Origin of the sequence: Ehrlichia muris subsp. eauclairensis, from assembly GCF_051097115.1 — a bacterium.
Taxonomy (GTDB): Bacteria; Pseudomonadota; Alphaproteobacteria; order Rickettsiales; family Anaplasmataceae; genus Ehrlichia; species Ehrlichia muris.
The window spans coordinates 789426-805850 of record NZ_CP118226.1 but is presented as its reverse complement, the minus strand read 5'-3'; the positions used below and the strand labels follow the sequence as shown (position 1 = coordinate 805850).

The following is a 16425-nucleotide window of genomic DNA, read 5'->3' as shown; positions in this document are numbered from 1 at the left end:
GCTTGATTAATATGAGAATCAACTTAGATATTGATAAAAATTGTATCTGAATGGTTATAGATTTAGGTTAACAAGCTAACTATTTGTTAATTGTTGGTAGTGGTTGACATAAGAGATAAATGACAGTACTCTTCAGTTTTTATTTTTATAGTATTGGATCTGAAATGTCACATAGTTCCAGTAAAAAAGCAATAATGTCTATGCTTTTATGTGCTTTTATAGAATGTTATGATTTTTTGGTATACGGGAATTTTGGGCGTATATTTAGTAAGATGTTTTTTTCTCAAGTTAATAGTGAAAGTTTGTCTTTAATACTGTCATTTATGACATTTGGAATAGCTTTTTTTGTTAGGCCTTTTGGGTCATTAGTGTTTGGATATATTGGAGATAAATATGGTAGGAGAATATCTTTATTTATATCTGCAGCTTTGCTTATTTTATCAGTTGGAGGTATTGCATTTTTACCTCTTGTTGACTCAATAGGTTTATTAGCTCCTATTCTATTAGTGTTGTTACGCTTTTTGCAAGGATTGTCTTTTGGAGGTGAAGTAGGTGTTATTGTTTTAATAGCAGAGAGTGTTAAGAAAGAGCAAGTTCCTACGGTATTAAGCTTACATTTTGCGATAGCAATACTTGGAGGAGCAGTTGGGTCTTTTACTTTTAAGCTGTGTTATAATCTTATTCCGGAAGCTCAGTTTTACTCTTGGGGGTGGAGAATACCATTTATTGTTGGTTTGATGATGTCTATATTTTTACCTCTTTTGCGTCATTCTATTGAGGAGAGTAGGCAATATTTGGATTATATGTCTGGCAAAAAGGTCTCTAGAGTTCCTGTTTTGGATATAATACTACATCATAAAAAGATTTGTATAATGATATGCAGTTTAATAGGAAGTTCTAATATCTTATTTTATATGTTTTTTGTGGTTTTAAATATACAGCAACAAGTAAGTATGGCAATTTATAGTCTCTTAATATTGGCAGTGTTGGTGTCAGGTTTTATATCCTGTCTTGCTTTTCGGGTATACAAACCTGAAAGTGTATCATTAGTTATTCATGTGTTGTTTTTTACATGTGTAATTCCTGTTTTATGTTTCTTAGGATTTAACTCTGTAATTAGTTATTTTGTGTTAGCAATTGTGTTAGGTTTGTATGCAACTCCTATATTGTCTATGTTGGTATTTTTATTTCCAGTTAATATCAGGCAAACTGGTTTTTCAGTGTGTTATAGTATTGCAGTAGCAGTATTTGGTGGGGCTACTCCTATAATTTGTTTATGGTTGATAGAAATAACTCGGTTGGATATATCTCCTATATTTTATTTAAGTTTCTTTATGTCATTATCTTTACTTAATCTTTTGTTTTTGAAGAAATATAAATATGGGAAAGTGTTATGTCTTTAAATTAGAATTTAGACCAATACTGTATGTAGGACTGGGCAAATAGATTAGGTAATTACTTTGTAGAGATATAATGTGTGCTTGATTAGGCATAAACATTGGTTTTACAGTGATTGCCATTTTATATAGTTTTTGTTATATGCGTTTTATTATAATAGCTAATTGTTCATTAGCGGTTAGTGATAAGACTTTATTTCATAGCTTTAGCATATGATATATGTTAAACCTAGAATATCTTTTTCAAACTCTGTTTCACTGTTAATTCATTATCATTTGTAAAACAATCCTATAATTAAGTATATGTATAATAGGTTGTAAGTTATAATGAATCTTAGTTAATTGTTTGTTTACTTAATAATAATTGACATACGTAACTAATGGTTGTAGTTATGTTAATATTAGTATTTAATAAGTATATAGTATGTCAACAAATTCCAATGTAAAATCAATGTTATCAGTACTTCTATGTGCATTTATAGAGTGCTATGATTTCTTGGTGTATGGGAATTTTAGTAAAATATTTAGTCAGATGTTTTTTTCTCATCTAACTGAAAATTTTGCTCTATTATTATCATTTATGACGTTTGGAATAGCTTTTTTTGTTAGACCTTTTGGATCATTGTTGTTTGGTTATATTAGTGATAAGTATGGTAGAAAAGTTGTTTTATTGAGCTCTGTAACTTTACTTATTATATCAGTGGGTGGAATAACTTTTCTGCCACTTTTTGAATCTATAGGGGTATTATCGCCTATTTTACTAATAGTGTTTCGTATTTTACAGGGATTGTCCTTTTCTGGAGAAATAGGAGCTGTCATTTTAATGGCAGAAAATATAAGGAATAATCGTAATATTGCTTACGCGATGGGGAGTCATTTTCTAGTAGCAATATTTGGTGGTGCAGTTGGATGTTTTGTGTTTAAACTATGCTATAATTTAATTCCAGAGACTCAATTTTATTCTTGGGGGTGGAGAATTCCATTTGCCATAGGGTTAGCAATGTCTTTATCATTACCTTTCTTACGTGCTTCTATTGAGGAGAGTAGAGAGTATTTGGATTATAAAAGCAAGAGTAAAATTTCTAAAATACCTATTTTAGATGTAATATCAAATTGTAAAAAACCTTGTGTAATAACACTTATTTTTGTGCCTTTTTGTAACTCTTTATTCTATACTTTCTTTGTATTCTTAGGTGTACAAAGCAAAGTAAGTATGACAATATATGCTTTATTGATTTTGACAATAACTTTGTCATGTTGTCTAGCTTCTATGTTGTGTAGGATATATAAGACTACAACTGTTGCATTATGTCTTCAGGTGTTTTTTGTTTTAGGTATATCTCCGCTTGTGTGGTTTTTTGGTAAATCTATTGTAACTTATTTTCTTATAGCATTTTCTTTAGGTATGTGTTCAACACCTCTTTCTGCTATAATTATGCTTTTATTCCCAGCTAATGTTAGGCAAACTGGATATTCAGTTTCATGCAATGTTGCAATAGGGTGTTTTGGTATGTTGACCCCTGTAGTGTTTTTATGGTTGACAAAATTAGGTATTTCTCCTGTACTTTGTGTAGATTTTTATGCTTTGCTTTCTTTATATGGTTTTTATTGTCTCAAGAAAAACAAGAAAGTTATTGAATATGAGAGTGTGTTTAAATAACGGTTCGGTTTAATGTTATTAATCGTTAAATTGTTTTGAAATACTCCACATTTGCTGCTTAGTCTGTAATTTTATGTAATTGAGTGTTTATTGTTATTTTATACTTATAACTTTATTGTAAAGTTAATGTAATATATGTCTCTTGATATTCAATAATTTACATGTTGAGATGTGAATCTTGTATATAAGGTTATTACAGGGCTATTTTAATCAAGGGATATTGATTCTGCATAGTTTTATTACAAATAGTATCTCTTATTTTATGGTATATGTATAGACTAGGCAAAGTTTTTTGTGTGGGTTTGTATCACTATGAACTGTGTGTTATACAAAATACTACAGCAAGTAGTTGAGTATTTGTACATATCAATAATTTTGTTTTTAATTAACATCTAAAATTTGTAAATCAGTGCTTGTAATATATGACTATATGTTTGATGTGAGTTTATACTGTAATAAACATGATTTATATTGCAAGATTCATGATAGCACTGAGTATTTTAATATGAATATGAAATAACTGACTGATAACTGTGTCTCTCAACTGTTATTTAAAGCAAATTTGTATGTAAAATATGCCATTTATTATAATATCTGTTGTTATAAAAGTTAAAATGATGCTTAATTTCAGTAGACGTGTTTTTTATTGCCATTAAAGTAACTTGTTTAAAAAACCCATTAGTAGGAGTTAAATTTCATATGTGCACTTTAAATTAAGTAGCGGCGAAATGACACTTTAGTGTTATTTAGTAAACCTATATATTAACACTGGAAACACATAATGATAATAAATAATGTAAATGTTTATACATGTATGGTGAATTAAAGTTATAACTAGAATGGTATTTCATCGTCAATAATTATATCATCACAATTGCTGTCTTGAAAATTTTCTTTGTTCAGACTTTTATCGATATAATCGTCAGGTATAACATTGCTATCTGTTGTATTATTTTTCGCATCCAGCATATACAATGCTGAGTTAAACCCTTGTAAAATAACCTCTGTTGTATAACGATCTATATTATTTTGGTCTGTCCACTTTCTTGTTCTTAACGACCCTTCAATATATATTTTGCTTCCTTTGCGTATACAGTTTTTTATAATTTTTATTAAACCTTCATTGAAGACTACTATGTTATGCCATTCTGTTTTTTCTGTACGTATGCCCGATGTCTTGTCTATCCAGCTTTCTGATGTGGCGATAGAAAAACTTGCCATTTCTTTTCCATTTTGCATTACCCTAATATCTGGATCTTTGCCTAGATTGCCTATTAAGATTACCTTGTTTACACCGATAGTCGACATAGTTGTATCTTCATTGTAAGTTAACAAGGGTTATTATCATATTTTATTAACAATTCAGTCAATAATTTTGTTGTTATATTCTAAAAAAAATGGACTAATAGCATGGAATAGTGTTATTTAAAACATTTACTCTAATTGTGGTTTACAATGGATAACTCATTACCAGTAATAAGAAATAAAACAATAAATGGTGTTTTTAAAGTTATGGGGGAAATGGCTGATGCAATATTTTCTTGGATTGGCAGCATTAATAAGGATTTAACTAGGGATCAAGATATTACTGATCTTTATGAAAAAATGAAAGAATGTGTTAACCCAAAGGGTGGTGATATTAAAGCAAGGTATAATACTATATCTTTAGGTAATTTATATTTGAATTTGTCTGACGTTGGTAAAATAGCTTTTCTAAAGTTGTTGGAAGAGAAATTTAGTGCTGATAGAGTTGAGATAGATGAAAAGATAGGAGATTATATACGTGAAGTAAATGAAAATGGCAAAAGAAAGTACGAATTTGAATTGATGACAGTTTTAGAATCTCCTAGATTACGTATACTTAAGCAATTTATTTCATTACCTGATGGTTTAAAATTTATTGTTGATATGAGAGCTGATGTAATTCGGTTAAATAAGAATCAATTGTTTTTTTCGCTAGAGAAAGATTTAAGAAATATATTATCTTACTGGTTTGATATTGGCCTTTTAGACTTACATCAAATTACATGGGATTCTCCTGCTTCTTTATTAGAAAAGTTGATCTTATATGAAGCAGTTCATGCCATTTCTTCATGGGATGATTTACGAGATAGATTAGATTCAGACCGTAGGTGTTTTTCTTTCTTTCATTATAAAATGTCAAGAGAACCTTTAATTTTTGTAGAAGTAGCTCTTATTGGTGAAATGGCTACTAGTATACAAATGTTGTTGGATTCTCAAGTGCCAGCTAAGGATCCGAAGAATGCAAAGGTGGCTATTTTTTATTCAATTTCAAATACTCAGAGAGGACTTTCTGGGATTAGTTTAGGTAATTTTTTGATAAAACGTGTTGTGAATAAGTTATCAGAGGAATTTCAAAATATTAAAATTTATGCAACTCTTTCTCCAATTCCAGGTTTTATTAGGTGGGTTATGAATACTTTACCAGATTGTCTTGAACTGCTAAATGAGTTAAAAATTACTGCATCTATTGATGAGATAATGTCATACGTTAATGCAAAACAATATGCTGATTTATCTCAGGATATTAAAAATTTATTTTTAAAATTATGTGCTTATTATTTAGTAAGAGCGAAAAATTCTGATAAGGCATTAGATCCAGTAGCACATTTTCATTTAAGTAATGGAGCAATTATAAAACAATTAAATTGGATGGCTGATATTTCTGAAAAAGGATTGAGTAGTTCAATGGGTATCATGGTAAACTACCATTATGAATTGTCTAAGATAGATGACAATTATGAAAATTACGTAATTAATAAGAAAATTAATTGTTCAAAAGAAGTGTTGTCACTATTAAAGCGTTGATTTAATATGTTTTATTTAAAATGATATATTTTTATGAGAATTATCAAAGGAAATAGATGTGATTGGGAAGTGGTAATAGGACTGGAAGTTCATGCACAAGTTATTTCCAATTCTAAATTATTTTCTAGTGCTTTAGCAAAAACTTATGATGCTTTGCCTAATACACAAGTATCGCTTTTTGATGTGGCAATGCCAGGTATGTTACCTGTGCTTAATGAATATTGTATTTATCAGGCAGTAAAAACTGGAATTGCTTTATCATGTCAGATTAATAAGTATTCAGTTTTTGATAGAAAGAATTATTTTTATCCTGATCTGCCTTCTGGTTATCAAATAACGCAGTTTTATTATCCTATAGCGACACAAGGTAAAATTCTTTTAGAAGATCATGATATGAAGAAGGAGGTTCGTATTGCTAGGATTCATCTTGAGCAAGATGCTGGGAAAAGTATTCATGAATCTAATAAGACTTATCTAGACTTCAATAGGGTAGGTATTGCATTAATGGAAATAGTATCGGAACCTGATTTAAGATCTGTTGAAGAAGTTGCAGAATATCTAAAAAAGTTACGTATGATATTGCGTTTTATAGAGACATGTGATGGAGATATGGAAAAAGGTTCTTTGCGTTGTGATGCGAATGTTTCAGTAAAACCTGTTGGAAGTAGTGAATTTGGGGTAAGATCTGAAATAAAAAATCTTAATTCCATTCGTTATGTTATGCAAGCTATAGAGTATGAAGCAAATAAACAAGTTAATGCGTTGGAGAATGGAGAAATACTAACTCAGAATACGTTGTTATTTGATGTTGATTTAGGACAAACAAGAGTGATTAGGACTAAGGAAGATGCCCATGATTATCGATATTTTCCAGATCCTGACTTGTTTCCATTAAAAATTGATGATCAGTATATAAATCATGTAAAATCATCCTTGCCAGAGTTACCTATGCAAAAAAGAGATCGTTATATTAGTGATTTTAATCTCAGTAAATATGATGCAGGTATTCTATCTTCTGATAAGGATGTTGCTATATATTTCGAAAAGGTTGTAGAAAAGCATGATGCAAAACTTGCAGCATCTTGGATAACAGGCGAACTTTTTAGTAGGTTGAATAAGCTTGGGATTACTATTAATGAATCTTCAGTAAAAGCTGAACATTTAATACAATTGCTTGATCTAATGGTTGATAATACTATTTCTTGGAAGATAGCAAAGCAGGTATTTGATATGATGTTTGAGTCAGGTAAATCACCTGCATTGATAGTCAATGAACATGGATTAAGACAACTGAGTGATACAAATGTGTTGTTTGCAGTTGTGGAAAAAGTTTTACAAGATAATACAAGTAAGGTTGAAGAATACAAACAAGGTAAGGAAAAGCTATTTGGGTATTTTGTAGGTCAGGTGATGAAAGAAACGCAAGGTAAAGCAAACCCTGATATAGTGAATTCTATTATCAAGCAGCAGTTAGAAAATAAATAGTTATATTGTTGATGCAAAGTAATATTTATTGCAAGTGTAAGAACTAACACATTCATTATTTAATTCATCTATTAATTATTGTTATTAAAATATGTTATTGAATTAATAGTTTGATTGAAATGTGCTTGAACATTAGTTATATGATTATTTCTAAAACATATAAATGTCAGTTAGTTGTGTGTTGGGGGCACTGAAATCAGTTTGAGACTGAATAACATGTTTTCTATCAAAGTTGTTTCTATGTAGTATGTAAAGATAGGAAACAATGTTGTTATAAATTGAAAATAGTCTAAATTCTATAATTTTGTATATTTTTTACATTATTTGATTGCAATAAGTATTAGATAATGTTATTAAACTCTGTGGGTTTTTATTATGTAAGAGCTATAAGGTTAAATAAGAATAAAGCCTTATTGACAGTTTTTTATGCTAGTTAGCATTATAGACTTATGTTTATCGGGGGCGTAGTTCAGTTGGTTTAGAACGTAAGCCTGTCACGCTTAAGGCCGCGAGTTCGAGTCTCGTCGCTCCCGCATCTTGAAAATTTTTTTATTATAGTTTTGTAACCTGTTAATTTTGTAGTATTGTAAAGGCATGTCTAAGAAATAAGGAGATATTGGTGCTTGCTAGTGATATAATGAAAGGAAAAAAAGGGTTAATTATTGGGATTGCTAATGATAAATCTTTAGCCTGGGGGATTGCTAAAACCTTAGCTATGCATGGAGCAGATATAGCAGTAACTTATTTATCTGATGTTTTTAAGAAAAGAATAGATCCTCTAGTAGAATCTATAGGTGTGAAGTTAGTGTTGCAATGTGATGTATCTAAAGAAGATACTGTGGATAGTATGTTTGTACAGCTTAGTAATGAATGGGAGAGTATAGATTTTTTAGTGCATGCTGTTGCTTTTTCTGATAAAAACGAGCTGAAGGGTAGGTATATTGATACATCACTAAATAATTTTTTGACATCTATGCATATATCATGTTACTCGCTTACTTATCTTGCTAAAAAAGCGGAGAAGATTATGTGTAATGGAGGTAGTATATTGACGTTATCTTATTATGGTGCTCAGAAAGTAATGCCTCACTATAACGTGATGGGGGTGTGTAAAGCAGCTTTAGAAGCAAGTGTAAAGTATCTAGCTGTTGATTTAGGTTCTCAGAATATCAGGGTTAATGCTATTTCTGCTGGACCGGTAAGAACTTTAGCATCTTCTGGAATAGGAGATTTCCATTACATATTGACATGGAATAAATATAATGCGCCTTTGAGGCGTAATACTACAATAGAAGATGTAGGTGGAGCAGCACTTTATTTACTAAGTGATTTAGGTAAAGGTACTACAGGGGAAATTTTGTATGTTGATAGTGGGTATCATGCTATAGGTATGAAAGCAATAGATGCTCCTGATATTAATTATATTGAGGCTAAATAAATCAAAAATATTATATCTATTTAAATATGGTATTGAGTTTTTTATTATTTTAATTCGTGATATTTTTTTCTTTAGTTATATGTATAAATTTGTTTCACTGAGTGAATTTTTAGTTGTATATTGCTATACATTAAAGAAGATTTGATCTCTTTATGGGAAATTGATGGATGAGTTTGTTTTTCTATTGTATAATACAGAGGATCATAACTCTCAGTAATTGGTGATACTAATGGGTTTTATGGTTTCTCGAGTTGTGATTGTAGTTTTGGATTGGCTATATGAATGATGGTGGTACTGGGCTTTTAGGGGATTATATAAAAGAAAGATTTCGATCTGATAGCCAGGTAATTTGGAAAGAGATTCAAAGCAAATTACATAAGTTTTATGGTAATGCCATATATGATAGTTGGTTGAGTGTACTAGTGTATGTTAATAATGAAGGTGGTAGAGTTCTACTTTCTGCTCCTACTAGGTTTATCAAAGAATGGATATTAGTGCACTACTTGGATCAAATTTTAAAATATTGGCAAGATGAGGATCAAAGTGTTTGTTCTGTAGATATTTGCGTTGTGAATAATCAAGATACTAATTTACTAGTTAATATTAAAGATCAACAAGATAAGGAAGTAAGGAATAATTATGACCATTTGAGTTCTCCTTTAGATCCTAGGTTTACTTTTGACAATTTTGTGGTGGGAAAACCAAATGAACTTGCTTTTGCTGCAGCAAGGAGAGTAGCAGAGTCTAGCGAACCAATATCTGGAAGTAATCCTTTATTTCTATATGGTGGAGTTGGACTTGGTAAAACTCATTTAATGCATGCTATTGCTTGGTATATTATCAAATCTTCTTCAAAAGAAAAATAGCTTATCTTTCAGCGGAAAAATTTATGTACCAGTATGTTACAGCATTAAGGAGCAAGGACATAATGTTGTTTAAAGAACAATTTCGTTCTGTAGATATCTTGATGGTTGATGATGTTCAATTTATTAGTGGTAAGGACAGTACTCAGGAAGAATTTTTTCACACTTTTAATGCATTAATAGATCAGAATAAGCAATTAGTAATATCTGCTGATAGATCACCTAGTGATTTGGATGGAGTTGAAGAAAGAATAAAGTCAAGATTAGGTTGGGGCTTAGTAGCGGATATCAATGAGACAACTTTTGAGCTACGATTAGGTATATTGCAGCTGAAAGTTGAAAAAATGGGTATTAATATCCCAAATAAAGTATTAGAGTTTTTAGCAAAAAATATCAAATCCAATATTAGAGAATTGGAAGGTGCACTTAATAAGGTAGTAGCACATTCTTCATTAGTTGGTTGTAGTATTACTTTGGATTCAGCTAGTGATATTTTATCTGATTTGTTACGTGCAAATCATAGATCAGTAACATTGGAATGTATTCAAAAAAAGGTTGCTGAGTTCTTTAATATTAAGATGACTGATATGTATTCTACTAGGAGATTAAGGACTTTAGCCCGTCCTAGGCAGGTAGCAATGTATCTATCAAAGAAACTAACTCAAAAGAGTTTACCAGAGATCGGAAAGAGTTTTGGAGGTAGAGATCATGCTACAGTAATTCATGCTGTTAAGCAAATAGAAAAGTTAATAGATACAGATAGTAAGTTGAGGGATGATATTAATTTATTGACTAGAATGTTAAGGTAAATCATAAGGTGTGTAACATCGGAGGACTTTATTGTTGTGTTGTCCTGCTATTTGCTATGGTGTATGTTTTTGTATCTTAGATTTATTTAATCTAGTAAAATTCATACGTATTTTTCGATGTTGAAAGTTATTTCAAGTATTTGATGGCATTTAACTTGTACAAATTTTTAATTACTTGCTAGCTTGTGGTTTATCCATATCTTATTGTTTATTCTTCTTTTGTATATCGGGTTTGTATTGCAGTGTAATTTTATGATCTTCTTTGATTATTTTATAGCTTTTAAATATGGAAAGTAGTACTAGGTATTTCATGAATCTTAACTAATGCACATTTTATGTGAGTAATATTGTAATTATAATTGCCTGCTAATTTGTGATTTATCGACAGCTTATTGTTTATTCTTCTCTGTATAGCAGTGTAATTTTATGATCTTCTTTGGATTGTTCTATAGCTTTTAATATGGAGAGTAGTAGTAAGTATTTCATGCATTTTAACTAATGCGAATTTTTATGAGTAATATTGTAATTATAATTGCTTGCTAGTTTGTGGTTTATTTGTATCGTGTTGCTCACTTGCTTCTTTCTTACGTTGTTCTAATATTGTAGTGTAGTTTTGTGGCCTTTCAGTTGTTCTTGGTTGTTTTATTACTCCTTCTTGAAAAGGATTATGAATAGTTCCTTCTTTGCCTTTGTCTTCTGTAACCATACTGTATAGACTTTTGCCAACAGTGGTTATAACAAGCAATGGTAGTAGTGGCCCTGCGAGACCTCCAAGACCAAATGTAAGAGTACCTAATATGAAATAGTAGCAACTGTATGGGCTAGTTAGTATATTAACTAGTTTTTCATCCATAGACCCTAAGGGCTGCTTTGTCTCTGCTGGTTTATTAAAACCTAATTTTTTCTTTATAGAAGACATTGGATTGCGTATATCAATTCCTGTTGCTTCTTCTGCAAAGTTGCGTACTGATTCAAGTGAAAAACCGTGTTGTTCGTGATTATATGATTCCATGGCCCCTTCTAGAGCCTTTTGCTGTTGCTCAGTAAGATCTGTTTTTAGATGAGAGCACGCTATTATTGTTTCGGTTAATTCTTTAAATTCTTCGTCGGATATATCTTGCATTAACTTATTAAATTCAGCTAGCAATGAAAGCTTATATACTCCTTGCATTATCATGCTTTTTCTTGTATGTTCCAGGCGTTTTGTACAATTAGTTAGTATTTTTGTTTTGTTGTGTCCTATATAGTTATTATCAGATAGATGGTCTATAATATAGTGAGTAAGCGTATAGTCAACATGACTTGATGCTTCGTGGTAAAAGCTTTCACTTGAAATATGTGCTTGAATATCTTCAGGATTTTTTCTCTGGTTGTTGAGTTTTTGTTTTGTTTGTTCTATATATTCATGTAATAGGTTCTTACTATATATTTGTAGTTGTTCATCTGTGTCATTCATGCAGCTTAGTATATGTTCTACACATACTGTATTGTCTTTAGAATATATTGTTTTCAGATCTCGTGTAGGGTAAAACATTTTTAAAAAATTAACTCATTGATAATCCATAAATTATACTTCAAGATGTTGGTTAATCAATAAACATATTACATTTATGTATTATTTCGTACAAATTAAGTTAAGAATCTTTAAGGTTATAAGACGAATTTATTAAATAACTTGATACTAGTGTAATACATTATATACAGTTTTTTAATAGTTTTTACTGTGGTTGTGGAGTTGTTTAGAGTCGATATATTTTTATTTGGATTGTATGAATCTTCGTGATGAAAAGATTAGATTTTATTCTATATATAATCAACTACTTACTAAGTTTATGTAGTACTTGTAAAGTGTTAGTTATAAGTAATGATTATAATAAGTTATTTATTATATATTTGAGTGTCATAAAGTATTTTTATAAGTTTTGTTATGATGAAAAATTTAACAGTTGGGTTATTAGGTGGATCTTTTAATCCTCCACATTACGGTCATTTATATATTACTCAAGAAGCTATTAAAAGGTTAGGTATAAATAGAGTATGGTGGTTGGTTGTATCTTATAATCCTTTAAAATTTGATGGTGGTTATAATATTGAAGATAGGATAGCTTTATCTCAGCAGTTAGTTTCTAGTGATACAAGAGTAAGTGTCGTTAAGGTTGAAGAGTGCTATAGTTATAATGTTGTGGCTAAATTTAAGAAGTTTAAAAATATTAAATTTGTATGGTTAATGGGAGATGATAATCTTTTTTCTTTTCATTATTGGTATAGATGGAAAGATTTTTGTAAATTATTGCCAATTGTAGTTTTTGAGCGTAGCAAAAATGTATATCGGTCTTTAAATACTCCTTTTGCTAGTTATATGAGAAGTGTGTATTTTGTGAATTTTCAGTTGTTGTTAAATTATCAATATGGATGGATATTTATTAGATTAAGACCTTATTATATCTCGTCTTCTCAAATTAGAGGATATGCTTTAAATAAAATATAGTATTTGTGTAAAATTTTTATTGATAATATATAATATACTTTGATCATAGATGTATGAGAGGGTCTTATGTCAGGTGTTGCTTTAGGAGTTAATATTGATCATGTTGCAACGTTGCGTAATGCAAGGGGTATTGATTATCCAGATATTCTTGAAGTAGCAAATATAGCAGTAAATTATGGTGCAGATTTTATAACTGTGCATTTGAGAGAAGATCGCAGGCATATAAAAGATAATGACGTTTTTAGGTTAAAAGAGAATTTAAAAGTTCCATTGAATTTAGAAATTGCCGCAACTGATGAAATGTTATCAATAGCAATAGAGGTAAAGCCAAAATGTGTCTGTTTAGTTCCTGAAAAAAGACAAGAACTTACAACAGAAGGAGGGTTGGATACAAAACGTATTTCTTCCTATTTAGCGTCATTTATTGATAAATTGCATGCCCATAGCATAGATGTTACATTGTTTGTTGAACCTGATGTAGATCAAATTGACCAAGCAAAAAAACTACATGCTGATAATATAGAACTACATACTGGAAAATATTGTAACAATGTTACACAAGATACACTACTGCAGATAAAAAGAGCTGCAGAATACTGCTACCAACAAAATATAAACTGTCATGCTGGACACGGCTTAAATTATCACAGTGCTGGTATTATAGCAAAAATACCATACATATCAGCACTTAACATAGGGCATTTTTTAATTTGTGAATCTGTACTACATGGCATAGGTATGTCCGTTTATAAAATGAAAAAGGTCATTACTAGTACATCTTAATTAATTATCTAAATAGTTAATAGCATTTGATAACTTTTTGCTTGATCTGAATCTTACTCTTTTTTTAGGAGCTAGCGTTTCTAACTTTCCGGTTTTAGGGTTGTGATATTTTTTTTCTGCACATTGAATAACATATAGTGTTCCAACATTGTGCAACCTTATTAGATGAGAAGTTTCTAATGCGTTTTGTATACTTAGCATTACTAGATCATAAGCTTGACTTGATACCTTTTTTGTTAATCCCAACTCTCCCATAAGTGTTCTCACTACCATATCCTTACTCATAACTTAAACTCCTAATTTTACATAACTGAACAAGATTTAGGATATTAGGTTAGTTCATATAGTCAACTAAATTTATTTGTTATTACTTAAAGCATGATTAATTAGCCTGCAATTTTAAGTAGATAATAATATTTTTTATAAATTTTTTAGCAAAATTATGACTATATTAATATAGATGTAAAATTTAGTAAATATTTTGTAATAGCAACATATTCAAATTATATTTGGGTGCTTTTGATGATTTTTGACCTTTATATTTAATTGATATTATTGGTAATATATAATTTTATTATTTCTAAATTGCCGATTCTAAATATGTTAAATTAAAAAATTGACTGTAATTTATAGTAAATTAATTATGATATTAATCAAGTTGAGCATTACTGATTTTTTATCTAATTGAAATTTTTTTACATAAGATATTAATTGTTGTGCTTGAGATAGTTTTGATAGTAATTGATCAATGTTGATTTTATTCTTTATGTTATCAGTTAGGTGCTTGTAATCACTTAAATTTGTTGATATACCTAATGTTTCTTTTGCTAGGTCTAATATGATAGTAAATAATATATGTTCTACTTTGTAAAAGCTGATCTCAGTTGTTATCGCATTTTCTATTGTTGTGTTATCATATTGATTGAAAAGTATTGAAATGAAGCATTCGTATAGTTCAATTTCTTTATCAATATCTTGATTGACCATTCCTGGGGTTCCTGGATAGATATGACTTATTTTTTTGTAATCTAGGTGTGGGAAGTTGTTTTTAACAACCTGTTGTGTTTCGTATGGATTAAGATCTGATAACCCTAATGTAAAGCATCTTGACCTTATAACTGCTGGGATTTTATGTAGATTATGACTAATTAAGATAATAATAGAATTGTTAGGGGTTTCTTCTAGAATTTTAAGCATTGCATTGATGGCATTGATAGTTAGGTTATCAATGCTATCCACTATTACTATTCTGTATTTAAATCTTGCTGTGCTTAAATAAAGAAAGTTTTTTATGTTTCTAATTTTTTCTATTCCTATTATTTCTTCATTATCATTAATTATTAAAAGGTCAGGGTTACAGTGGGTTAAGTTTGTTGATTGTGTTAGATATTGAGCAAAGTGACATGCCAGTGTTGCTTTTCCAATGCCTCTATTACCATAGATTAGCCATGATTGTATATGAGTATTGTGTATTAGTGTATTTTTTGCTAATGTGTGTCCTACAATCTTATCCATATTTTAAAATTTTATTTGAGATATCTTAAACATCTAAATACAAAGATAAGTTAGTCAGGAGAAAATTATCCAACTAATTCTTTGATTATAATAATTAATCAGTATGACGTGGATATTTTTTTTGTAAATACTGATTTTATTTTTCAACAATATTCACTAAGTTAAATAATGCTAAGATAAAAATTGTTTGTAGCTGTTTACAGTAAAATTATAAGGATATAACTGTACTGGGGATTGGCAGTAATTCATTAATAAAATAACTTAGGCTTTACAAGTTAATAGGAGTTTTTCATGTACAAAGTATATTTAAAAAATTAAACAGTTCTCTACCCTTACAAAACACGCAAATCAGATAATACAGAAACTTTCTCCGGGAGCAATCACTTTTGTACTACCAATTCATAACTACAATAATTTACCTAGACAATTCTTTAATAATACTATTGGAATAAGAATCCCAGACCACCCCATAGCTTTAGAAATATTAAATAATTTTGATAATCCTGTTTAGTATAAAATTAGTACTCATAACCTAATTTACAATATTTTGTATTACATCCTGAATTTTCTTTTTTGACACTGCTCCTTCTCTTAGTATTTTGTATGATGTTAAATCAATTACTGTTGATTCAATGCCTTTTACTAAATTGTCATCTTCTATTATGACTGAAATATTCTGTTTGATTGTTTCTTGAACTTGATGTAAAGCAGTAATACTAGGTTGTCCGGAAATATTAACGCTTGTTCCTACAACAGGATTATCAAAATTATTTAATATTTCTAAAGCTATGGGGTGGTCTGGGATTCTTATTCCAATAGTATTATTAAAGAATTGTCTAGGTAAATTATTGTAGTTATGAATTGGTAGTACAAAAGTGATTGCTCCCGGAGAAAGTTTCTGTATTATCTGATTTGCGTGTTTTGTAAGGGTAGAGAACTGTTTAATTTTGTCAATGTTACCAAGTAGTAGTGATAAGGGTTTATTATGTGATCTGCATTTTATTTGATATATTTTTTGTATTGCTTCAATGCTGTATGCATCTCCAGCTAATGCATATACAGTTTCGGTAGGAAATAGTATTAAGTGTTTGTTTTTTAATGCTTGTACTGCTTGTGAAATCATTTTATATATAAGTTAATTTTTCTATATAATTAATA

General features: G+C 29.6%; 13 protein-coding genes, 1 tRNA gene and 1 pseudogene. 10 read left to right on the top strand and 5 right to left on the bottom strand.

The window, feature by feature from the left end; all coding sequences use genetic code 11:
* Positions 1-164: 164 nt before the first annotated feature.
* Positions 165-1403, top strand: a complete 1239-nt coding sequence (locus tag PVA18_RS03265; protein WP_045804646.1) for an MFS transporter — start codon at positions 165-167, stop codon at positions 1401-1403.
* Between the two features lie 418 nt (positions 1404-1821).
* The gene (locus PVA18_RS03260) at positions 1822-3057 is read left to right on the top strand and encodes an MFS transporter (protein WP_045804482.1); all 1236 of its coding nucleotides are present in this window, start codon (positions 1822-1824) and stop codon (positions 3055-3057) included.
* Positions 3058-3891: 834 nt separating this feature from the next.
* On the opposite strand, the gene ssb is transcribed toward PVA18_RS03260, so the two are convergent.
* Entirely contained in the window at positions 3892-4365 is a 474-nt protein-coding gene (gene ssb, locus PVA18_RS03255; RefSeq protein WP_045804483.1) for a single-stranded DNA-binding protein, read from the bottom strand.
* 147 nt (positions 4366-4512) lie between these two features.
* Here ssb and PVA18_RS03250 point away from each other — a divergent pair, with 147 nt between their 5' ends.
* From PVA18_RS03250 to dnaA, 5 genes and pseudogenes are all read left to right on the top strand, one after another.
* Positions 4513-5886, top strand: a complete 1374-nt coding sequence (locus tag PVA18_RS03250; RefSeq protein WP_045804484.1) for a malonyl-CoA decarboxylase — start codon at positions 4513-4515, stop codon at positions 5884-5886.
* A 33-nt stretch (positions 5887-5919) separates the two neighbouring features.
* Positions 5920-7371: an Asp-tRNA(Asn)/Glu-tRNA(Gln) amidotransferase subunit GatB gene (gatB, locus tag PVA18_RS03245; RefSeq protein ID WP_045804485.1), complete on the top strand. Its 1452-nt coding sequence runs from the start codon at positions 5920-5922 to the stop codon at positions 7369-7371.
* Between the two features lie 458 nt (positions 7372-7829).
* Positions 7830-7904: transfer RNA gene (locus PVA18_RS03240), tRNA-Asp, on the top strand.
* 104 nt (positions 7905-8008) lie between these two features.
* On the top strand, positions 8009-8809 hold the full coding sequence (locus PVA18_RS03235) for an SDR family oxidoreductase (protein ID WP_045804647.1): 801 nt from the start codon (positions 8009-8011) through the stop codon (positions 8807-8809).
* 278 nt (positions 8810-9087) lie between these two features.
* A pseudogene (dnaA, locus tag PVA18_RS03230) lies at positions 9088-10481 on the top strand (chromosomal replication initiator protein DnaA).
* Between the two features lie 526 nt (positions 10482-11007).
* Here dnaA and PVA18_RS03225 read toward each other — a convergent pair.
* Positions 11008-11937: a hypothetical protein gene (locus PVA18_RS03225; RefSeq protein WP_231568485.1), complete on the bottom strand. Its 930-nt coding sequence runs from the start codon at positions 11935-11937 to the stop codon at positions 11008-11010.
* A gap of 471 nt (positions 11938-12408) precedes the next feature.
* Here PVA18_RS03225 and PVA18_RS03220 point away from each other — a divergent pair, with 471 nt between their 5' ends.
* On the top strand, positions 12409-12969 hold the full coding sequence (locus PVA18_RS03220; RefSeq protein WP_180384232.1) for an adenylyltransferase/cytidyltransferase family protein: 561 nt from the start codon (positions 12409-12411) through the stop codon (positions 12967-12969).
* A 66-nt stretch (positions 12970-13035) separates the two neighbouring features.
* Complete coding sequence (locus PVA18_RS03215; RefSeq protein WP_045804489.1) at positions 13036-13752, top strand: pyridoxine 5'-phosphate synthase; 717 nt, start codon at positions 13036-13038, stop codon at positions 13750-13752.
* On the opposite strand, the gene PVA18_RS03210 is transcribed toward PVA18_RS03215, so the two are convergent.
* On the bottom strand, positions 13753-14037 hold the full coding sequence (locus tag PVA18_RS03210) for an HU family DNA-binding protein (protein ID WP_045804490.1): 285 nt from the start codon (positions 14035-14037) through the stop codon (positions 13753-13755). It abuts the gene before it with no gap.
* 342 nt (positions 14038-14379) lie between these two features.
* Positions 14380-15267, bottom strand: a complete 888-nt coding sequence (locus PVA18_RS03205) for an AAA family ATPase (RefSeq protein ID WP_045804491.1) — start codon at positions 15265-15267, stop codon at positions 14380-14382.
* A gap of 313 nt (positions 15268-15580) precedes the next feature.
* Between PVA18_RS03205 and PVA18_RS03200 the strand changes: the two genes are divergently transcribed.
* Entirely contained in the window at positions 15581-15778 is a 198-nt protein-coding gene (locus tag PVA18_RS03200) for a Sua5/YciO/YrdC/YwlC family protein (RefSeq protein ID WP_269392654.1), read from the top strand.
* A 21-nt stretch (positions 15779-15799) separates the two neighbouring features.
* Here PVA18_RS03200 and PVA18_RS03195 read toward each other — a convergent pair whose 3' ends face one another.
* A complete protein-coding gene (locus PVA18_RS03195) occupies positions 15800-16390 on the bottom strand; it encodes an L-threonylcarbamoyladenylate synthase (RefSeq protein WP_045804492.1) in 591 nt (196 codons plus the stop codon).
* Between the last annotated feature and the right edge of the window lie 35 nt (positions 16391-16425).